Below are 20200 nucleotides of genomic sequence, written 5' to 3'. Positions count from 1 at the left end.
CCTTAGCGATAAACAGGGGCACTAGATGCCCCTGTTTTCTAGTTCTAGATAGCGTCTTCGTCTTCTTCGCCTGTACGAATACGAACAACACGCTCTATATCTGTAATAAAGATTTTTCCGTCACCAATCTTACCAGTTTGCGCTGTTTCAATAATAGTATCCACACATTGCTCAGCAACCTCTTCGGTAACTACAATCTCAAGTTTCACTTTCGGCAAAAAGTCCACCATATACTCAGCACCACGGTACAGCTCTGTATGGCCTTTTTGACGACCAAAACCTTTCACCTCTGATACGGTCATACCAGTAATACCGACTTCCGCTAACGCCTCTCGCACATCGTCTAACTTAAACGGCTTAATAATGGCTTCAATCTTCTTCATGTTCATCCCTTACATTTCGGTTATCCGCGTATTATCCAGTAGCATCGAAAAACAATCAACGGAAATAAAAAAGCCTGAGACATTGCTCAGGCGATCCTAGATAACGTCTACCGCACTATTTCAAGCTAGCATAGTAAGCCGCGACGTTGGCAATGTCTTCATCACTTAGCATCGAAGCTTGCGCTTGCATCACAGCTGCCAAGCCACCGCTTCGTTGTTTGTTCTTGTATGCTTTGAGTGAAGAAATAAGGTACTGCTCGTTTTGCCCTTTCAAATGTGGGTACCCCGGGATCACGGCGTTTCCATCTGCGCCATGACAAGCCGCGCAAATCGCTGCTTTTGCCTTGCCAGCGGCAACATCGCCAGCAACTGCATTCCCACCAATTAAACCCAAAGCCAACACTGCACCGATTACGACATTTTTCATTGCATTACCTTCTTAAATTTCCATATATCGCCGCGAGTCAATCAGTTAACAAGCAGCTTACCCCTAACCTTATTACGATTGTGACACGAAAGGTGATCATTTGTCCCAGATAAGTTCACAATCTTGACCATAAAAATCACGATCAACGAACAGACCGGCCACCGCAATCACTTTCCTTTGTGCCAATAAAATTGGTGTACGCTGTCTTAACCAACTCGGTACACCATATTCTTGAAACAATTTCTTCAGCTTTCGAGAGCCGATTCGACCATAAGGGTGTGCATTTAAACCCTGTGGATCAAAAACCACCTCAACACTTGGTGGGAGACTTTGACGAGATAAGGTCATTCTAGAGTTTGAATCTAGTACTTCGATGTTTTGGATAGTTAGAGTGCCCAGTCCCTCTGGCAAAAGTTGTCGCTCAGATGTAGACCAAGTATTGACCCAATCACTCACATCATTAGATTTGGCAATGTAGAATAAGCGACCTTTAAAGCGCCTGATTTGACCATCAGGTAAAGAAAGCCTTGGGTTTGCATCTTGCTGGGCGAGAGCGACTTGTCGCCACAAAACATCAAGTTGTAACTCCGATGGTAAGGTCGCGCCTTGCTTTTGCAACCACAGACGTAACAAAAAGCTGCGCTGTTCTTTAGATTCAGTGACAAGAGGCTTAATGTTCAGTCCACCTTGGTCATCAAGCAATTGTGCCAGTTTTGGCTCTAACAACTCCACTAGTAGACGCTCTTGTGAAGCACATAAACGTGCACTTCTGCTCACTGCGGTATGAATACTTGGCCAGCGGGCCTTCAGTCGTGGTGTAATATCATGCCTTAAAAAGTTACGATCAAAACGCACGTCCCGATTCGTTTCATCTTCCAGCCACTCAAGTCCACGCTGCTTGGCATAGTCTTCGATTTCACTACGCTCAACCGTTAACAAAGGGCGACATAACGTACCATCCCCAAAAGTCATGCTTTCTGCCATAGAAGATAAGCCCTTTGGCCCGCTGCCGCGTTTCAGAGCCAATAAGAAGGTTTCGAGCTGATCATCAAGGTGTTGGCCTGTTAATAGAGCGTCGTTTGCCATCACATGTTGCTTAAGTGCCCCATAGCGAGCATCTCGCGCAGCTTTCTCAATGCTTTCGCCACTGCTGAGATCAAGTTGAATATGCTCAACAGTCACATCAATACCCGTTTGATGGCCCCATTTGACGCACTGTCTTGCCCATTTATCAGCGTTGTCACTCAAACCATGGTGAATATGAACCGCCAAACAGGTGGCTTCAGGGTGGGCGCGTTGGTAACGGGACAACAAGTCCAACAGAACTCGAGAATCAACACCACCACTAAATGCAAGTACCAGACGCCCACCACTTGCCAACTGAGTGTCAATTTGTCGAGCAAAGTGTGAGTACAAACTCATGACATTTGTGTCCTTCTCTGAAAAAAATAAAGCGGGCTTGAGGCCCGCTTTATTATATATCGAAATGCGCGACTAAGTATTAGCAGTATCCGTAACTCATTAGACGCTGGTAACGGCGCTCAAGTAAGTTTTCGCTTTCAAGTTGCTCAAGGTCGGCTAGTTGACGAAGCAATGTCTCTTTCATGTTTTCAGCCATTTTAATTGGATCTCGGTGTGCTCCACCTAATGGCTCATCGATGATTTCATCGATTAACTCAAGTTCTTTAAGACGAGGGGCAACCAAGCCCATAGCCTCTGCCGCCTGTGGCGCTTTATCTGAGTCACGCCACAAAATTGATGCACAACCTTCTGGTGAAATCACTGAATACGTTGAGTATTGCAACATATTAACGTAGTCACCAACACCGATTGCCAATGCGCCGCCAGAACCACCTTCACCAACAACGTTACAGATCACGGGCACTTTAAGACCTGCCATCACTTTCAAGTTTTTAGCAATTGCTTCTGATTGTCCGCGCTCTTCGGCACCAACACCAGGGTATGCGCCAGCTGTGTCAATAAAAGTTATGATTGGCATATTGAAGCGCTCAGCCATTTCCATCAGGCGTAATGCCTTGCGATAGCCTTCTGGCTTAGGCATACCGAAGTTACGAATTACCTTTTCCTTCGTTTCACGACCTTTCTGATGACCGATGATCATCACAGGCTTACCTTCTAAGCGCGCGATACCACCAACAATCGCTTTGTCGTCAGCAAACGCACGATCACCTGCAAGCTCTTCAAACTCTGTAAAGACATTTTCAACGTAATCCAGGGTGTATGGTCGCTGTGGATGACGAGCCAGTTGCGCGACTTGCCAAGCACCTAAATCACTGAAAATTTTCTTTTTAAGCTCTAAGCTTTTGGTTTCCAATTGTCCAATTTCTTTATCGAGATCAATCGCTGTGTCGCCGCCATGACGTGATACGTCACGTAATGCTTCAATCTTTGCTTCTAGTTCAGCGATTGGCTTTTCAAATTCAAGAAAGTTCAAGCTCATCTGTGAATCCTTATCGATTCAGCCGTCTATTCGGCTGAATTTAGTTAAATTCGAGTTCTACCTGGTCAGCACCAAGTAGCTGTTTTAATTCGTCTAATAAAGTGTCGTTGGGCGTTACTCGCCACTCTGTTCCGAGCGTTAACTTCGCTCTTGCGTCAGTACGTTGGTAGTATACATTGACAGGAACAGTACCCGCTTTATGGGGTGTTAATATTTCGCTCAAGCGTTCGTAAAAACGCTCGTCTATCTGGTTTTCAGATATCGAGATAGACAACCCTCGAGTATATTTCTCTCGGGCACTACCAAGATCCATCACTTCGCGGGCAGACATTTTAAGGCCACCATTAAAGTCATCAAAGCTGACCTGTCCAGAAACGACCACAATTTTGTCTTTTTCGAGAAGTTCTGCGTATTTATCTAACGCATCTGAGAACAACATCACTTCCATACGACCACTGCGATCGTCTAAAGTCATTAATCCGATACGATTTCCACGCTTTGTCGTCATCACTCTTGCGGCAATGACCAAACCTGCGATCGTCAATGACTGATCACGGCGCGTCGGGGTGGCATCTTTAAGACGACAGCTGGTATATTTGGCCAATTCACGAATATAAGCATTTATCGGATGTCCGGTCAAATATAAACCCAAAGTTTCCCGCTCTCCTTCCAACCAGACCTTTTCTGGCCAGCGAGGCACCTGTGTATATTTGTTCTCTACTTCCTCGGGTGCGTCGGTTAACACACCAAACATATCACCCTGACCGAACGCTTCAGCCTGATGATGCTGACTCGCTGCCTTCACTGCATCATTTAACGACGCCATCATTGCCGCGCGGTGTGGCCCTAATCGATCAAGAGCACCAGCAAGAATAAGTTTCTCGATTACACGCTTGTTGACCTTTTTAATATCGATTCGTGCACAGAAATCGAACAGATCTCGGAAATAGCCACCTTTCTCACGCGCTTCAATGATCACGTCAATTGGGCCTTCACCGACCCCTTTAATCGCGCCAATGCCATAAACGATCGCCCCGCTCTCATCAACATTAAAACGATAGAGACCAGAGTTAATGTCCGGCGGAAGCAACTTAAGCTTCATACGATGGCATTCATCCACCAAGCCAACCACTTTCTCGGTGTTATCCATATCTGCCGTCATTACCGCAGCCATGAACTCAGCCGGATAGTGTGTTTTCAACCACAACGTTTGATAAGAAACGAGGGCATAAGCTGCCGAGTGAGACTTGTTAAATCCATAGCCAGCAAACTTTTCGACCAAGTCAAAGATCTTCATTGCAAGCTCGCCAGCGACACCATTGTTGATGGCACCTTCTTCAAAGATGGCACGCTGTTTTGCCATTTCCTCGGGTTTCTTCTTGCCCATAGCACGACGCAGCATATCGGCGCCACCGAGAGTATAACCGGCAAGGATCTGGGCAATTTGCATGACCTGCTCTTGATAAAGGATGATGCCGTAAGTGGGATCTAAGGTTTCCTTTAGAGATTCATGTTGCCATGTTTCATCTGGGTAGGATATCGCTTCCCGGCCATGTTTTCGGTCGATAAAGTTGTCTACCATCCCCGATTGCAACGGGCCTGGCCTGAACAACGCTACCAAAGCGATAATGTCTTCAAAGCAATCAGGCTGAAGGCGTTTAATCAAGTCCTTCATTCCTCGAGATTCTAACTGGAATACCGCCGTCGTTTCGGAATTTTGCAATAAGTTAAAAGACGATTGGTCATCAAGCGGGATAGCTTCGATCCGTATGGGTGCCTTTCCTTGCTTTTCTAACTTAGGATTAATCAAGCCTAAGGCCCAGTCAATAATCGTCAGTGTACGCAGACCCAGAAAGTCAAACTTAACCAAACCTGCTGTTTCTACATCGTTTTTATCGAACTGAGTGACCGGGAACTGTCCTTCGGAATCAGCATAAATCGGCGCAAAGTCGGTAATCGTCGTCGGGGAGATAACAACACCACCCGCGTGCTTACCGGCATTGCGTGTACAGCCTTCCAGAATACGACATTTGTCGATCAGCTCTTTGACTTCCTCGTCAGCTTCATATAACTCAGGTAACGCAGGCTCTGCTTTAAACGCTTTTTCAAGGGTCATTCCCGGATCGGGCGGAACTAGCTTAGAGATACGATCAACAAAACCAAATGGGTGTCCCAGCACTCGACCAACGTCTCGAATAACCGCTTTCGCCGCCATGGTTCCGAACGTAATAATTTGCGACACCGCATCACGTCCATAGATTTCCGCTACGTGGTCAATCACCTGATCACGCTTATCCATACAAAAGTCGATATCGAAATCGGGCATGGATACACGTTCTGGGTTTAAAAAACGCTCAAACAGCAAATCGTATTCAAGTGGATCAAGATCGGTGATGCTCAATGCGTATGCAACTAAAGAGCCGGCACCAGAACCACGGCCAGGTCCAACGGGAATATCGTTGTCCTTTGACCATTGAATAAACTCCATAACGATCAGGAAGTAACCGGGAAATCCCATCTGGTTGATTACGTTCAATTCGATATCAAGTCGCTCATCGTATTCAGGCCTGCGAGCGGCTCTAACTTCTGGTTCTGGAAATAGAAACTCGAGGCGCTTTTCAAGGCCTTCTTGAGACTTCTTAACTAAGAAGTCTTCTATTTTCATCCCTTCGGTTGGGAAGTTAGGTAAGAAATACTCACCTAGCCGTACCGTCACATTACAACGTTTGGCTATTTCTACAGAGTTTTGCAGTGCTTCTGGAATATCGGCAAATAACTCACACATTTCCTCTTCGGTTCTAAGGTATTGCTGTGCGCTGTAATTTTTTGGCCGACGGGGATCTTCTAGCGTATAACCATCGTGTATGGCAACTCGAATTTCATGGGCATCAAATGACTCTTCAGTTAAGAAAACCACTTCATTGGTGGCCACAACGGGCAATTGAGTCTGCTCGGCCAATTCAACCGCAAAATGCAGGTAACTTTCTTCATCAGATCTTCCGGTACGGGTTAACTCTAGATAAAAACGATCGGCAAAATGCTCATGGTAAAACGACAGGCAACGCTCGACCAATGCATTATTTCCTTTCAGCAAAGCCTTACCGATTTCACCGCTTTTACCGCCAGATAAAAGAATTAGCCCCTCAGCGTACTCGGCTAACCACTGCCTATCAATGACAGGGTGATGCTGAACATGACCACGTAAGTAAGCTTTCGAAATTAGTAGTGTTAGATTGTTGTACCCTTTGTTGTCGGACGCAAGAATGGTAATTTTTGTAAGATCGTCACCGAAATCATCTGACTGCATCAAAAAATCAGCACCAATGATCGGCTTAATACCGCAAGAATGAGCAGTACCGTAAAACTTCACTAAACCACATAAGTTAGTGAAATCTGTCAATGCCATGGCTGGCATCCCCATTTCTGCGACTTTCTTAACTAAAGGTGGGACTTTCGACAGCCCGTCAACCATAGAAAAATCACTGTGTACGCGTAAGTGTATAAACTTGGGGTCTGACATAGATGGTTCCTAACTCGTCACGACAATAAACTTGGCAGCTACAGACTGTAGCCTAGATTAGCAATTATTAATTGCAATTTCACTCGATGCCGAGTGCTCGCTTGACTGGCTTAAAGCTTTTACGGTGTTGAGCAATAACACCATGTTTTTCGATGGCTTCAAAGTGCGCTTTAGTCGGGTAGCCTTTGTGTTTGGCAAAACCAAATTCAGGGTACTGTTTATCTAGCTCTTCCATCTCTTTATCTCTCACCACTTTGGCGATAATGGAGGCGGCACTGATTTCAGCGACTCGAAGATCGCCCTTAACTACCGCTTGTGCTGCCATCGGCAAGCTAGGAACACGATTGCCATCAATAAGCACAAACTCTGGCACTACAGCAAGCCCTTCTATAGCGCGTTGCATCGCCACCATCGTCGCTTGCAGAATATTCAACTCGTCTATCTCTTCAGGGGAGCAACGACCAACCGACCAAGCCAAGGCTTTACTCTTGATTTCCGGGTAAAGCGCTAACCTTTTTTTCTCTGACAATTTCTTTGAATCGGTTAAACCATCAATTGGTTGGTTAGGATCTAGGATAACAGCCGCGGTCACCACATCACCAACCAGAGGGCCTCGTCCGACTTCGTCGACGCCTGCTATCAATTGGTAGCCCTGCGGGTATTCAAATTCTGGGTATTCTATTACTTTCTTCGTCATATTTTGGCTACTTATTGATGAGAGCTAACACGGCTTGAGCCGCTTGTTTATCTGCGTCTTTCTTAATCCACTGGTGCATTTCGGTAAAGCGTTCAATGATCGGCTCATTATTTTGGCTCAGTAAACGGCTCAACTCTGCGTGCAAATTCTCTGGGGTACACTCTTCAAGAAGGTATTCCTTAACGATCTCTTCATCTGCCAAAATATTAGGTAAAGAAACATACTTCGTTTTAACGAGTCTTTTCGCAATAAAAGCGGTAATCGCGTTCACTCGATAACCGACGACCATTGGCCTTTTTATCAGCATACATTCAAGAGCGACCGTACCAGAGGCTAGAAGCACAACGTCTGAAGCCGTAATGACATTCCTAGCGGTGTCTTGAATGATGGTGAACTCTAACTCTGGCGCGTGCTGCTGCCAGGCTTGTTCAAACTGTTCTTTTCTTTTGTCATTGACCGCTGCGACAAGAAAACCAATCGAAGGATCGTCTGCGTGCAACTTCTGACACGTTTTAATGAACGGTTCAGAAAGCATTTTTAGTTCGTTACCTCGACTACCGGGCAAAACAGCAAGCCATTTTTTGTTTTGCTCTACTCCAAGTAATTCTCGAGCCTGAGTTTTGTCGCTATGCATCGGTATCGCATCTGCTAGCGTATGGCCGATAAACTCACAAGGCACATTGAACTTATCATAGAACGCTTTTTCAAAGGGCAAGAAAGCCAAAACTAAGTTGGTCGCTTTGGCAATTTTATGGATGCGTTTTTGGCGCCAAGCCCAAACTGAAGGGCTAACGTAATGGACGGTTTTAATGCCTGATGATTTAAGATCGAGCTCTAAGCGCAAATTGAAATCGGGGGCATCAATACCCACAAACACATCCGGTGGGTTACTGGTAAAGTATTCAACCAACTCTGCTTTCACCCGCAATAAGCGTTTTAAGCGACCAAGAACTTCCACTAAACCCATAACTGACAGCTCTTCCATGTCAAACAAAGACTGGCAGCCCTGCGCGATCATTTTAGGCCCGCCGATGCCAACAAATTCAGCATTTGGATATTGTTGTTTTACCGCTTTGATAAAGCCTTCACCCAATGTATCACCGGATAACTCCCCGGCTACAATCCCAATACGTAAAGGTTTTTCCATGATGCATTCCTATTTCTTGATCTGCAATGAGTCTGCCTAGAGCCACGCTCTGTTTATGTTACTGTGTATTAAAGACAAAAAGATCGCTCTCCAAACAGACAGCGATCTTTTGTGACTCTAACTTGAAAGCCGTTTAGCGGATAATGCCACGCTCAGAGTTTTCCAAAATATCGACAAAGCGTCCAACAGAATCCCACTCCAGAGCCATTTCAGCTAAGATAGGTTTTACTTCTGCCAGTGTTTTACCTGAACGGTAGATTTCTTTGTACGCTTTTTGTAAAGCACGTAGCTCTGGTTTCTCGAAACCGTTGCGCTTTAAACCTACAAGGTTCAAGCCAAACGGAGTCGCATGGTTGCCTTGAGCAAGAACGTACGGAGGCACATCTTGAACCACAGCTGAGCAACCCCCAATGTAAGCAAAAGCACCAACAGTACAAAATGGGTGAATAGCAGACAGTGCCATAACCCCAGCATGATCGTGAACGGTCACATGACCGCCCAAGATCGCATTGTTACCTATGTGCGTATGGTTACCCACAATCACATCATGTGCCACGTGAGCGTTGACGCACAACAAGTTATCATTGCCAATTACAGTTTGCGTTTTGTCTTGAACCGTACCGCGATGAATTTGAACGGCTTCACGGATGACATTGCGATCACCAATGATGACTCGCGTATCTTCACCTGAGTATTTCTTGTCTTGGTTTTCTTCACCGATCACAGCATTTGGAAAGATACGATTGTCTTTGCCAATAACAGTATTGCCTTTAATCACAACGTGAGACATGATTTCGGTGCCTTCACCGATTTCGACACCAGATGTAATATAAGTAAAGGGACCGACGGTGACATTGGCAGCAATTTTTGCGCCCTCTTCAACTACCGCTGCTGGGTGAATTTGCGCACTTTCATGAATCATATTAAAACTCTCTACGAGCACATTTCAGCTCAGCTGAACAAACGACATCACCGTCAACTTTTGCAATACAGTTAAACGCTGCAATACCTCGACGTTCTTTCACAAACTCAACCTCGATCACCAATTGGTCTCCAGGGACAACCGGTTTGCGAAACTTAGCTTTATCAACGCTTGCAAAATAATACAATTCGTTCCCCGAAGGAGCACCAAACGATTTAAACGCTAACAGTCCGGTCGCTTGCGCCATTGCTTCGAGAATTAAAACGCCGGGAAATACAGGTAACTGAGGAAAGTGCCCGGTAAATTGAGGTTCATTCACTGATACATTTTTTATCGCCGTTAAGTATTTTTCTTCTTGAAAATCTACTACGCGATCAATCAACAGAAATGGGTAGCGGTGAGGCAGCAGTTCCTGGATCTCAGTGATGTTCATTGTTTTTGTATCAGTACTCAAAGTCATAATCCTATTTTCAATTCTTTACCTACTCGAGGCATTATATACTCATTCAACCTGAAGTTGCAGAGTAGATAAGTTCTACTTCATTACTTGTGTCATACGCGGTCACAAACTGTGTTAAAACTTATAAAGCTTAGAACAAAGTCAATGATCGGTCTTACAAATTCATACACGAAAAAGACTCGCTAATAGCGAGCCTTTTTTTATCAAGCAGCAAGGTTAAACCCTTTCGTTCTGCTCTAGCTGTTTCTCAACGGCTTTCAATCGCTTATTCATCTCATCAATGCGGTGGACTCGAGTCGCAGTCTTTCGCCACTCTTTGTTCGCCTGAAGCGGAATACCTGAAGAATACATCCCTTTTTCAGTGATGCTTCTCATTACCATTCCCATCCCAGTAATGGTCACACCATCGGTGATTTCAATATGGCCATTGATCACGCATGCACCGCCAATGATGCAGTACTTACCAATCGTGGTACTGCCCGCGACGACCGTGCCTCCGGCGATTGCTGTGCCATAACCAATATGAACGTTGTGAGCGACTTGCAACTGATTATCCAAAATAACGTTATCTTCGATAATTGTGTTATCAAGGGCACCACGATCTATTGTGGTGCAAGAGCCGATTTCAACTCGATTACCGATAACGACGGAACCGACTTGAGGGATCTTCACCCACTCACCTTTTTCGTTGGCATAACCAAAACCATCAGAACCGATCACTGCATTCGCTTGAATCAGACAGTCACTGCCAATACGTACGTCATGGTAGACTGAAACGTTGGACCATAACTTAGTATTCGCACCAATTTTAGTGCCTTTACCAATAAAGCAGCCCGCTCCAATGATCACGCCTTCCGCAAGCTCAACATCAGCCTCTATAACGGCGTTAGCACCGATAGAAACGCTACCTGCTAGCGTCGCGCTTGAATCAATAACCGCGCTACTGGCAATGTCAGACGCTGGCGCTGGTGTTGTATCAAGCGCCTGAGCGACCTTAGCATAGGCAACATAAGGGTCATCAACGACAAGAACATTAGTATTACACAGTTCTAATTGTGACGCTTTAACCATCACTGCTGATGCCTTACATTCACCAAGATGTTTGGCATACTTCACATTTGATAAGAAAGTAATCTCACCGTTGCCAGCCCTATCCATAGGTGCAACAGAGTGAATCATTACGCTGCCATCTCCGTGTAGCTGCGCTCCTGCTATCTCAGCCAGTTTTGCTAAAGTCAACGCTGTCATTTTTAATCGCCGTATACCTAATATTATTTGAGTGTCAGAGAGTTATTTAAGTGACTGGATCACGCTTTCTGAAATATCAAATTCAGGCTTAGCATAACCTACAGCCTGGATGTCAATGATGATGTCATAACCTTCTTTCTCAGCAACGGTCTTAACAGCATCTTGAATCAGTTTAAACAGCTTTTGCTTCTCTTCGCTTTCGCGGCGTTGGCTTGCTTTTTCTAGCGCCTGTCCCTTGATCTTGTAGTTGCTATCTAGCTGACCGATTTCAATACGCAGCTTTTCAATTTCTTCAGTTCCTAGCAGCTCACCGTCACGCTGAAGCTTTTCCATTTTCTTGGCCGCTTCTGCTTGAATCGCTTGCAGCTCTGCAGCCTTATCTTTGAACTCTTCCTGAAGTTTCTGAAGAACCGCTTCACGCTGCGGGAGTTCTTGGAACACTTGTATCGTATTTACATAGCCAATTTTTTGCGCCGCTTCTGCAGCGTGAGCAAACAGTGAAGATGTTAAAACTACAAGGCCAAGTCCAGCCGCTTTCATCATTTTTTTCAAAGTCGATTCCTCTAAATTTAGAATGTGTTACCAATAGTAAAGGTGAAGAACTCTTCTTTATCACCTTCAAACTTCTTGATTGGTTTCGCGAGTGAGAATACTAATGGTCCCATAGGTGACATCCATTGTACTGCTACACCCAACGATGCTCGGAAGTTGGATGGATCCGAGTAATCATAATAATACTTTTTACCCGGCATGTTAGGGTCCGGTGTTAAGTATGAAAATTCTGTATCCCATAGACTCGCAGCATCGACAAACACGCTAGTGCGAATTTGATTTTTAAATTCGTCTGAAGCAAATGGTGTCGGAACAATCAACTCCATACTGGCCAGCGCTACTGCGTTACCACCAACCGATTGCTCTGTTGCTGAGTAACAAGGGTTATTTCCACCTACGTTACCACAACCGCCGCCGTTTGGATCGTTATACACCGCTTTCGGTCCTACCGAGTTCTGTCTAAAGCCCCTAAGAGTCGAGAAGCCACCGACATAGAAGTTTTCATAAAACGGTAATAAGTTATCATTGCCGTTAGTTTGACCATAACCGTTGCCGTAGCCTAAACGACCACGTAACAATAACGTAAAGTCATGGCTTTGTGTAATAGGGAAATACTGCCTGACGTCGTATTGCATCTTGAAGTATTGAGTATCCGAGCCAGGTACCGTCATCTTGTAATAACTCTTTTGATGGTTACCAGCCGTAGGCATGCGTCCTCGATTCAAGTTGTTGCGAGTCCAAGACACAGTGAAGTGGAAGTCATCAGTTATCAAGTTACCTTCCGCATCGCGGTTTTTCTCTTGCGCTTGCAAGAACTTCTCGATTTGAACGTACTCTTTGATGTTCCCTAAACGACTGTGGGTATAACCACCACCAAACTCAAAATAGTTCAATTCGTCAACCGGAAAACCCCAAGTCAACGTGGCACCATAACTTTGGTCGGTATAGTCAATAATACCCGCTTTTGATGCTTCAAATTCATTGTAGAATACCTGACCACCTAAGCTGACACCATCAAGGTTCCAGAATGGGTTACGGTAATCTAAGGTGATATTTTTTTGGTACTTATTGGTCATCGCGCTGACACCAACACGGTCGCCGGATCCCGCAAAGTTATCTTGTTGCAAACCCACCTGGAAACTTACCCCAGATTCGGTACCGTAGCCAACACCAAAGTTGACACTGCCCGAGTTCGCTTCTTTAACGTTATAGACTAAGTCCACTTGGTCATCACTGCCTGGTACACGAACCGTTTGCACATCGACGGTTTCAAAAAAGCCTAGGCGGTTAAGACGGTTTTTACCCGCTTCAATAGACTTAGAATTCAACCAACTCGCTTCCATCTGACGCATTTCGCGGCGAAGAACTTCATCTTTGGTTGAGTTATTGCCTGTAAAGCGAATGTCACGAACATAAATTCGGCTGCCGGATTCGACATTGATGACCAATGATACCTGTTGGTTCTCATCATCAAACTCGGGAATCGTCCGCACTTGTGGGTAGGCGTAGCCAGACTCACCCAGCACTCGTTTAATGTTTTCTTCAAGAGCCGTCACGCTTGAGCCGTTATAGGTATCCCCTGCTGCAAATGGGACCATCTCAGCGAATTCACTTTGCTTGCCAATTAACTGGCCTCGAAACTTAACGTCTTTGACGGTATAAGGGTTACCTTCATCCAGCCCCAGGCTGATGTATACGCCTTTTTTATCTGGCGAAATCGACACCTGAGTGGTATCAACTTTAAACTTAAGGTAACCACGGTCAAGGTAGTAAGACTTCAATGCTTCGATATCACCTGCAAGCACCTGTTTTTGATACTTATCATCAGCTAGGAAGTTCCACCAAGCGACATCAACACCAAGATTAAAGCGTGATAACAGTTCTTCATCTGGAAATACTTCGTTTCCGATAAAGTTAATCTGTTTGATTTTGGCTGATACACCTTCAGTAAATACAAATTTCAGATCAGCTCGGTTTCTTGGGAGTGGCGTAATGACCGCTTGTACCTTGGCGTTGTATTTACCAACGCTGTAATAGAAGTCTTCTAGGCCTTTTTCAATATTGCTCAACGCAGTTCGGTCGAGCGCTTCGCCCACTTGTACACCGGATGCATCCAAGTTTTGCGTTAGCTGCTCTTCTTTAATCGCTTTGTTGCCTGAAAAAGAGATACTAGCGATGGTAGGACGCTCTTTGACACTGACCACTAAGGTATCTTGATCACGAAGTACCTTAATGTCTTCAAAGTTACCTGATTTGTACAACGCATTAATAATTTCGGCGATCTCTTTACCATCGACGGTATCGCCAATTCGAACCGGCATCTTCAGCAATGCGGCACCGAGTGCAACACGCTGAAGTCCTTCAATTCGAATGTCCTGTACTACAAAATCCTCAGTTCCATTCGCCGTTAAACTGGTCGCGAGTAGAGATGCGAATAGAATATGCTTAATAGCCATACCTGCTCTAATTATTCCTTGCTAATACTAAAGCCTAAATTTCTGATATCAAAGGCGTGTAAAGTCGTTAAATATTGCAATCAGCATCAGGGAGAAAATGATTGCTCCTCCAATGCGATATCCCATTTCTTGTACTTTTTCGGGTACTGGGCGTCGAATAACAGCCTCAATCGCAAAAAAGAGTAAGTGCCCACCGTCTAACATAGGTAACGGAACTAGGTTGATAATGCCCAGGTTTACACTGATCAGAGCGAGAAAACCTAAAAAATACACCAAACCGTAATCAGCGGTTGCTCCAGCACCTTTCGCTATCGATATAGGTCCACTTAAATTATTTAGGCCGACATCGCCAACAATCAGCTTTTTCAGCATGCTGATGGTCAGTGAAATAATCTGCCCTGTCTTGTCTATGGCTTTGCCTACCGATTCAAATACACCATATTGCAGCTCAAATCGATAACTTTCCGGCCATTCTGAGATCTGAGGAGCAATCCCCGCAAACCCAATGGTGGTTCCATTCTTAAGTTGGCGTGCGTTAGGCGTCATCACGATAGTCAAAGATTGACCAGAACGCTCAACCATAATCGTTATCGGCTGCTCAGGGTGAACCTGAATCACATCCACCACTTGCTGCCATTGTGTAATCTCTTGGTCGTTAATCTGTACAATGCGATCCCCTGCCATTAATCCAGCAGCGGCTCCTGCACCATCATCAGCAATCGTGTCCAAGATAGTTTTGATTTCAGGTGTGTATGGTTTAAAACCTAATGCCACCATTGGAGACTCTAATTCTGGGTCAAAGTTCCAATTTTGTAGGTCAAATGTGAGTTTCTTATCCGTTCCTATTTGTTCTTCAGATGAAACCGTGACTTCCATCTGTGATTCACCAATGTGCTTAACGAACCCGAGGTTGACCGAATCCCAATCTAAAGTACTTTGCCCTGCAATGGAGGTAATTTGCATTCCTTCTTGCAGCCCCGCTTCGGCAGCAATGGATTGCGGGGCAATTTCGCCAACGACAGGTTTGACGGCTGGAATACCGATTAAGAAAACCAACCAATAAGCGACGATGGCAAATAAGAAATTAAAAGCCGGTCCGGCACCCACGATGGCAGTACGCTTCCACAGTGACTTCTTGTCAAAAGTGTAGCGCATATCTTGTTCAGCAACGTCATCGACACGGCTGTCGAGCATCTTTACATAGCCGCCAAGCGGAATCATAGACACACTGTACTCCGTGCCATCTTGACCAACTCTGGACCAGATAGAGCGACCAAATCCTATCGAAAACTTCTCAACATGGACGCCACACTTACGAGCGACCCAAAAGTGACCATATTCATGGACTGCAACCAAGATCCCTAATGCAACAATGAATGATGCAAAATTCCAAAGTATATCGATCATAATAATCGTTCTCGTACTCTATCTATCGCGTATGCTCGCGCCATTCTATCTAGCTCAAGAATGGTTTCCAAGCTATCAATAGAGTTAAATTCATTTGATGCGCATACCTTAGACAGTGTCAGTTCATTTACCAAGGAAATATCTGTAAATTTAATTTGCTGTTTTAGGAATGCCTCAACGGCAATTTCATTTGCCGCATTAATCGCCGTTGTTGCATGCTGGCCTTCATAACAAGCCTGAATCGCAAGATCGAGACATGGATAACGATTGAAGTCAGGTTCTAAGAATGTTAATTCACCCACTTTTCTAAAATCAAGTGGCGCAACGCCAGCATCAATTCGCTCGGGGTATGACATCGATAACGCAATTGGTGTTGCCATGTCTGGCTGTCCCATTTGAGCTAAGACGGACCCATCGCGATACTGAACCATCGAGTGGATGACCGATTGGGGGTGAACAATAACCTTAAGCTGCTCTGGCTTAGTATTAAAAAGCCATTTAGCTTCGATGTATTCAAGTCCCTTATTCATCATAGTTGCTGAGTCGACTGAAATCTTCGGCCCCATAGACCAATTAGGGTGTGCGATAGCTTGCTCGGGTGTCACAGCAGGCAACTGCGCCACATCGGTATAGCGAAAGGGTCCACCAGAACCAGTTAGAAGAATTTCGCTCACACCAGAAGCTTCAATATCACACCAACCGAGACTGGTTTGAACTGGCTCAGGTAGACATTGAAAAATGGCATTGTGTTCGCTATCAACGGGAAGCAACTCTGCACCGCTTTTGCTAACAGCATCGACAAAAAGCTGGCCAGACATCACCAGCGCCTCTTTGTTTGCCAGTAACACACGCTTACCTGCTTCAACCGCTGCGATAGTCGGCATCAGGCCTGCAGCGCCAACAATAGCAGCCATCACCATATCAACATCGTTGCTTGCGCAAACATCACACATGGCTTTAACGCCTGACATCACTTGAGTCGAGCTTTTCTCATTAGCAAGGTGTAGACGCAATTCTTTGGCTGCAGATTCTGTCGCCATTACCGCGAATTTCGGTTTCCACTGCAAACAAAGTGACGCCATTTTTGACGCATTGGTGCCTGCTACTAGAGCATAAATCGAAAAAGAGGACGGGTTCTGAGTGACTACTTTAAGTGTACTTGCACCGATCGAGCCCGTTGCGCCTAAGATGGTAAGGTTTCTCATTCTTTCACAACCGAAATAGAATACATGAGGGCAGCATGCTGCCCTCTATTAGAAAACGAGATAAAGGAGCGCAAATACTGGGAATGCGGCAGTTAAGCTATCAATTCTGTCGAGCACGCCACCGTGGCCTGGGATGATATTACTGCTGTCTTTAATTTTTGATACTCGCTTAAACATACTTTCAACGAGATCGCCGAGCACGGATATAACCACTGTAACCAGCGTGATAGCAATCATTACAGGGGTATTGCTAAACTCTAACTCAAACCAAGTTGCAGCAAGCCATGCTACAAACAGGGCAGCAATGATCCCCCCAATTAAACCTTCAATGGTCTTATTTGGGCTAACATTCGGTGCCATTTTGCGTTTACCAAAGCTCTTACCCGCAAAGTAAGCTCCGCTGTCTGCAGCCCAGACAATCAGACAAACGAACATCACAAGTTTGGCGCCGTAATACTCATTAATATCAATATACTGCGCACGTAAAATCACGATACTCCAGAAAAAAGGTATCAGTGTTAGCATGCCAAACGTGTGTCGTAGAACCTTTGAGTTTTTCCATAATACAGAAGACTTAGGGAAACTTAATGCTAATCCGCTGGCTAAAATCCACCAGCCCGTACCGATCCCTAACACCTCTATATGAATCGAATCAACCAAATTCAATGAAATAGTATCAAAAGGGATCACCAGCGCACTCGCTGCGGCAACAACAATAGCTGGGAGTAGCCCCATCATTCGCGAAGTGCTATCTGTAAATTGGGTCCATTCCCAAAAACCAATAAAAGTGACCGCTGCTATAAACAACATAAACCATGGCAATGGGAGACAGAAAATCCCCAAAATGACGAGTGGTGCCAAAATCAATGCTGTGATAATTCTTTGTTTCAAAACGTTTTGTCCTTAGTTCTCTTCCATTAGAGCTTTTATTTGCTCTCCAGTGCAACCAAAACGTCGCTCTCGATTCATAAACCAAGCAATAGCTTTAACTAAGCTATCTTCGTTAAACTCTGGCCAATGCTCTTCCGTAAAGTACATCTCGGCGTAAGCCATCTGCCAAAGCATAAAATTGCTAATGCGACACTCTCCACTGGTGCGGATAAGTAGATCGACATCATCTAAATCTGACATAGTAAGATATTGTGCAATGGTTTGCTCTTCAATATCTTGTGGTGTGATATCACCACTTGCGACTCGACTCGCGACTTTCTGAACGGCTTGAGTAATGTCCCACTTGCCACCATAGTTAGCGGCAATGTTGATCACCATACCAGTATTTTCAGAAGTTAGCTCTTCTGCTTCTGCAATTTTCTGCTGTAGTCGATCATTAAAACGAGACTTATCTCCAATGACTCGCAAACGTAGGTTATTCTTATGCAGCTTTTTTACTTCACTCGTAAGTACCGTGATAAAAAGCTCCATCAATAGTCCAACTTCCTCTTCAGGTCGACGCCAGTTTTCACTGCTAAACGCAAACAAGGTTATCGCTTTGATATGTAACCTTGCCGCAGTCGTAATCGTTTTACGAACCGCAGCGACGCCTCTTTTATGACCAAAAACTCTCGGCTTGCCACGAGATTTTGCCCAGCGACCATTGCCATCCATTATAACGGCAATATGTTTAGGAAGAGATTCGTTGAGGGTCTGGGAGTTTTGCATATGAGAGTTATATTTATTTCGGGGGAATTAGAATAGCATAAAAAAGCGCTGTACGGCGACAGCGCTTCTTCGATTAAGCCAATGGATGATTAAACTTCCATCAACTCTTTTTCTTTTGCAGCCAATACATCATCAACGTCTTTAACTGCCACGTCTGTTAGCTTTTGAATTTCGTCTTGTGCTTTACGATCTTCGTCTTCTGAGATTTCTTTATCTTTCAGTAACGCTTTGAGATCGTTGTTTGCATCACGACGAATATTACGAATAGCAACACGGCCACCTTCAGCTTCACCACGAACGATTTTAACTAGGTCTTTACGACGCTCTTCTGTTAGCGGTGGAAGTGGTACACGAATCACCGTACCTGCAGACATTGGGTTTAGACCCAAATCTGACATCATGATCGCTTTTTCAACTTTTGGAGTTAACTCTTTGTCAAATACCGTGATGGCCAATGTACGCGCGTCTTCAGCAATCACGTTACCTACTTGGTTTAACGGCGTTGGCGTACCGTAGTACTCTACCGAAATACCAGATAGAAGACTTGGGTGAGCACGACCCGTACGGATTTTAGAAAGGTTGTTTTTAAGCGCTTCTACACTTTTTGCCATGCGCTCTTGCGCATCTTGTTTGATTTCATTAATCACAATGTCACCTTAATATATTTCAGACCAAAGCGCGTCAATGCGCTTTGGGTATAACTGTTGCTGTAAACGTTCAGAAGTTATGAACAATTACTCGCAATCATAAATCAAAGTACCTTCAGCTTCACCCATTACTACTCGACGTAACGCGCCAGGTTTATTCATGTTAAACACACGAATTGGCATTTTGTGATCACGAGCTAGGGTAAACGCCGCAAGGTCCATAACTTTTAGTTCATTATCTAATACGGTGTTGTATGAAAGCTTATCATACAATTCAGCATCTGGGTTAGAGACAGGATCAGCATTGAAGACACCGTCAACTTTTGTGGCTTTAAGAACAACGTCCGCTTCAATTTCGATACCACGGAGGCATGCTGCAGAATCGGTAGTGAAGAACGGGTTACCTGTTCCTGCCGAGAAAATAACAACACGTCCTTGACGAAGTTGGCTAATCGCGTCTGCCCAGTTGTAATCGTCGCAAACACCTTTAAGTGGAATTGCAGACATCACGCGCGCGTTGACGTACGCACGGTGCAACGCATCACGCATTGCTAAGCCATTCATTACCGTAGCAAGCATACCCATGTGGTCACCAACAACGCGGTTCATACCTGCTTGAGCAAGGCCAGCGCCACGGAATAGGTTACCACCACCGATGACCACACCCACTTGAACACCCAGTTCAACCAGTTCTTTTATTTCTTGAGCCATACGGTCAAGAACAGTCGGGTCGATACCAAAACCTTCCTCGCCTTGAAGCGCTTCACCACTAAGTTTTAACAAAATACGTTGATATGCAGGTTTTGGGTTCGTTGTCATGGAGTTTACCTTCCAAAGAGAGTTTTGATTAACAGTCATGTTTTGAGACTTTGTAATACCACTAAGGTTATTCCGCAACTAGTAGTATTGTGCGACTCAAAGGTAAATCAAATCGCTGCTTCACAAATCTGAAAACATGACGGCTAAAAAGTGTTCTATAGCCTAGTCGTAAAAAGACCGTAGCCTTGGC

General features: G+C 44.9%; 18 protein-coding genes. All 18 read right to left on the bottom strand.

Translation table 11 applies throughout. The features are described from left to right. Nucleotides 1–44: 44 nt before the first annotated feature. Entirely contained in the window at nucleotides 45–383 is a 339-nt protein-coding gene (glnB, locus tag LNL84_RS12925; protein ID WP_244357981.1) for a nitrogen regulatory protein P-II, read from the bottom strand. 115 nt (nucleotides 384–498) lie between these two features. Then, nucleotides 499–810, bottom strand: a complete 312-nt coding sequence (locus LNL84_RS12920; RefSeq protein ID WP_244357980.1) for a c-type cytochrome — start codon at nucleotides 808–810, stop codon at nucleotides 499–501. A 96-nt stretch (nucleotides 811–906) separates the two neighbouring features. Beyond that, complete coding sequence (tilS, locus tag LNL84_RS12915; RefSeq protein WP_244357979.1) at nucleotides 907–2232, bottom strand: tRNA lysidine(34) synthetase TilS; 1326 nt, start codon at nucleotides 2230–2232, stop codon at nucleotides 907–909. Nucleotides 2233–2311: 79 nt separating this feature from the next. Beyond that, the gene (accA, locus tag LNL84_RS12910) at nucleotides 2312–3271 is read right to left on the bottom strand and encodes an acetyl-CoA carboxylase carboxyl transferase subunit alpha (RefSeq protein WP_244357977.1); all 960 of its coding nucleotides are present in this window, start codon (nucleotides 3269–3271) and stop codon (nucleotides 2312–2314) included. A 40-nt stretch (nucleotides 3272–3311) separates the two neighbouring features. Then, nucleotides 3312–6791 carry a DNA polymerase III subunit alpha gene (dnaE, locus tag LNL84_RS12905; RefSeq protein WP_244357976.1) on the bottom strand — a complete coding sequence of 1160 codons (3480 nt, stop codon included), beginning with the start codon at nucleotides 6789–6791 and terminating at the stop codon, nucleotides 3312–3314. Between the two features lie 79 nt (nucleotides 6792–6870). Next, nucleotides 6871–7488, bottom strand: a complete 618-nt coding sequence (gene rnhB, locus LNL84_RS12900; RefSeq protein WP_244357975.1) for a ribonuclease HII — start codon at nucleotides 7486–7488, stop codon at nucleotides 6871–6873. A 7-nt stretch (nucleotides 7489–7495) separates the two neighbouring features. Then, complete coding sequence (gene lpxB / locus LNL84_RS12895) at nucleotides 7496–8635, bottom strand: lipid-A-disaccharide synthase (RefSeq protein ID WP_244357974.1); 1140 nt, start codon at nucleotides 8633–8635, stop codon at nucleotides 7496–7498. A 133-nt stretch (nucleotides 8636–8768) separates the two neighbouring features. Further along, on the bottom strand, nucleotides 8769–9557 hold the full coding sequence (gene lpxA, locus LNL84_RS12890; protein ID WP_244357973.1) for an acyl-ACP--UDP-N-acetylglucosamine O-acyltransferase: 789 nt from the start codon (nucleotides 9555–9557) through the stop codon (nucleotides 8769–8771). Between the two features lies 1 nt (nucleotide 9558). After that, the gene (gene fabZ, locus LNL84_RS12885; RefSeq protein WP_425244309.1) at nucleotides 9559–10017 is read right to left on the bottom strand and encodes a 3-hydroxyacyl-ACP dehydratase FabZ; all 459 of its coding nucleotides are present in this window, start codon (nucleotides 10015–10017) and stop codon (nucleotides 9559–9561) included. 216 nt (nucleotides 10018–10233) lie between these two features. Continuing rightward, complete coding sequence (lpxD, locus tag LNL84_RS12880; protein ID WP_244357971.1) at nucleotides 10234–11265, bottom strand: UDP-3-O-(3-hydroxymyristoyl)glucosamine N-acyltransferase; 1032 nt, start codon at nucleotides 11263–11265, stop codon at nucleotides 10234–10236. Between the two features lie 42 nt (nucleotides 11266–11307). Then, nucleotides 11308–11817, bottom strand: a complete 510-nt coding sequence (locus LNL84_RS12875) for an OmpH family outer membrane protein (RefSeq protein WP_244357970.1) — start codon at nucleotides 11815–11817, stop codon at nucleotides 11308–11310. Between the two features lie 17 nt (nucleotides 11818–11834). After that, nucleotides 11835–14273 (bottom strand): outer membrane protein assembly factor BamA, encoded by a 2439-nt coding sequence (bamA, locus tag LNL84_RS12870; protein ID WP_244357969.1) that lies wholly within the window; start codon nucleotides 14271–14273, stop codon nucleotides 11835–11837. Between the two features lie 48 nt (nucleotides 14274–14321). After that, complete coding sequence (gene rseP / locus LNL84_RS12865) at nucleotides 14322–15680, bottom strand: sigma E protease regulator RseP (RefSeq protein WP_244357968.1); 1359 nt, start codon at nucleotides 15678–15680, stop codon at nucleotides 14322–14324. Continuing rightward, nucleotides 15677–16885, bottom strand: coding sequence for a 1-deoxy-D-xylulose-5-phosphate reductoisomerase (gene ispC, locus LNL84_RS12860; protein ID WP_244357967.1), 1209 nt, complete (start codon nucleotides 16883–16885; stop codon nucleotides 15677–15679). Before ispC ends, rseP begins: the two co-directional genes overlap by 4 nt. A gap of 48 nt (nucleotides 16886–16933) precedes the next feature. After that, nucleotides 16934–17776, bottom strand: coding sequence for a phosphatidate cytidylyltransferase (locus LNL84_RS12855; RefSeq protein WP_244357966.1), 843 nt, complete (start codon nucleotides 17774–17776; stop codon nucleotides 16934–16936). A 12-nt stretch (nucleotides 17777–17788) separates the two neighbouring features. Further along, entirely contained in the window at nucleotides 17789–18544 is a 756-nt protein-coding gene (locus tag LNL84_RS12850) for an isoprenyl transferase (RefSeq protein ID WP_244357965.1), read from the bottom strand. Between the two features lie 89 nt (nucleotides 18545–18633). After that, nucleotides 18634–19191: a ribosome recycling factor gene (gene frr, locus LNL84_RS12845; protein WP_244357964.1), complete on the bottom strand. Its 558-nt coding sequence runs from the start codon at nucleotides 19189–19191 to the stop codon at nucleotides 18634–18636. An 87-nt stretch (nucleotides 19192–19278) separates the two neighbouring features. Next, the gene (gene pyrH / locus LNL84_RS12840) at nucleotides 19279–20010 is read right to left on the bottom strand and encodes a UMP kinase (protein WP_244357963.1); all 732 of its coding nucleotides are present in this window, start codon (nucleotides 20008–20010) and stop codon (nucleotides 19279–19281) included. Nucleotides 20011–20200 lie beyond the last annotated feature (190 nt).

Origin of the sequence: Vibrio gelatinilyticus, assembly GCF_022836845.1 — a bacterium.
Lineage (GTDB): Bacteria > Pseudomonadota > Gammaproteobacteria > Enterobacterales > Vibrionaceae > Vibrio > Vibrio gelatinilyticus.
Note: the sequence above shows the minus strand (reverse complement) of the source record. Positions and strands in the feature narration are given on the sequence as shown.

What these genes read in the sequence shown, in the direction of transcription:
- glnB (WP_244357981.1), bottom strand. Translation starts at nt 383, where the DNA reads ATGAAGAAGATTGAAGCCATTATTAAGCCGTTTAAGTTAGACGATGTG.
- LNL84_RS12920 (WP_244357980.1), bottom strand. Translation starts at nt 810, where the DNA reads ATGAAAAATGTCGTAATCGGTGCAGTGTTGGCTTTGGGTTTAATTGGT.
- tilS (WP_244357979.1), bottom strand. Translation starts at nt 2,232, where the DNA reads ATGAGTTTGTACTCACACTTTGCTCGACAAATTGACACTCAGTTGGCA.
- accA (WP_244357977.1), bottom strand. Translation starts at nt 3,271, where the DNA reads ATGAGCTTGAACTTTCTTGAATTTGAAAAGCCAATCGCTGAACTAGAA.
- dnaE (WP_244357976.1), bottom strand. Translation starts at nt 6,791, where the DNA reads ATGTCAGACCCCAAGTTTATACACTTACGCGTACACAGTGATTTTTCT.
- rnhB (WP_244357975.1), bottom strand. Translation starts at nt 7,488, where the DNA reads ATGACGAAGAAAGTAATAGAATACCCAGAATTTGAATACCCGCAGGGC.
- lpxB (WP_244357974.1), bottom strand. Translation starts at nt 8,635, where the DNA reads ATGGAAAAACCTTTACGTATTGGGATTGTAGCCGGGGAGTTATCCGGT.
- lpxA (WP_244357973.1), bottom strand. Translation starts at nt 9,557, where the DNA reads ATGATTCATGAAAGTGCGCAAATTCACCCAGCAGCGGTAGTTGAAGAG.
- fabZ (WP_425244309.1), bottom strand. Translation starts at nt 10,017, where the DNA reads ATGACTTTGAGTACTGATACAAAAACAATGAACATCACTGAGATCCAG.
- lpxD (WP_244357971.1), bottom strand. Translation starts at nt 11,265, where the DNA reads ATGACAGCGTTGACTTTAGCAAAACTGGCTGAGATAGCAGGAGCGCAG.
- bamA (WP_244357969.1), bottom strand. Translation starts at nt 14,273, where the DNA reads ATGGCTATTAAGCATATTCTATTCGCATCTCTACTCGCGACCAGTTTA.
- rseP (WP_244357968.1), bottom strand. Translation starts at nt 15,680, where the DNA reads ATGATCGATATACTTTGGAATTTTGCATCATTCATTGTTGCATTAGGG.
- ispC (WP_244357967.1), bottom strand. Translation starts at nt 16,885, where the DNA reads ATGAGAAACCTTACCATCTTAGGCGCAACGGGCTCGATCGGTGCAAGT.
- LNL84_RS12850 (WP_244357965.1), bottom strand. Translation starts at nt 18,544, where the DNA reads ATGCAAAACTCCCAGACCCTCAACGAATCTCTTCCTAAACATATTGCC.
- pyrH (WP_244357963.1), bottom strand. Translation starts at nt 20,010, where the DNA reads ATGACAACGAACCCAAAACCTGCATATCAACGTATTTTGTTAAAACTT.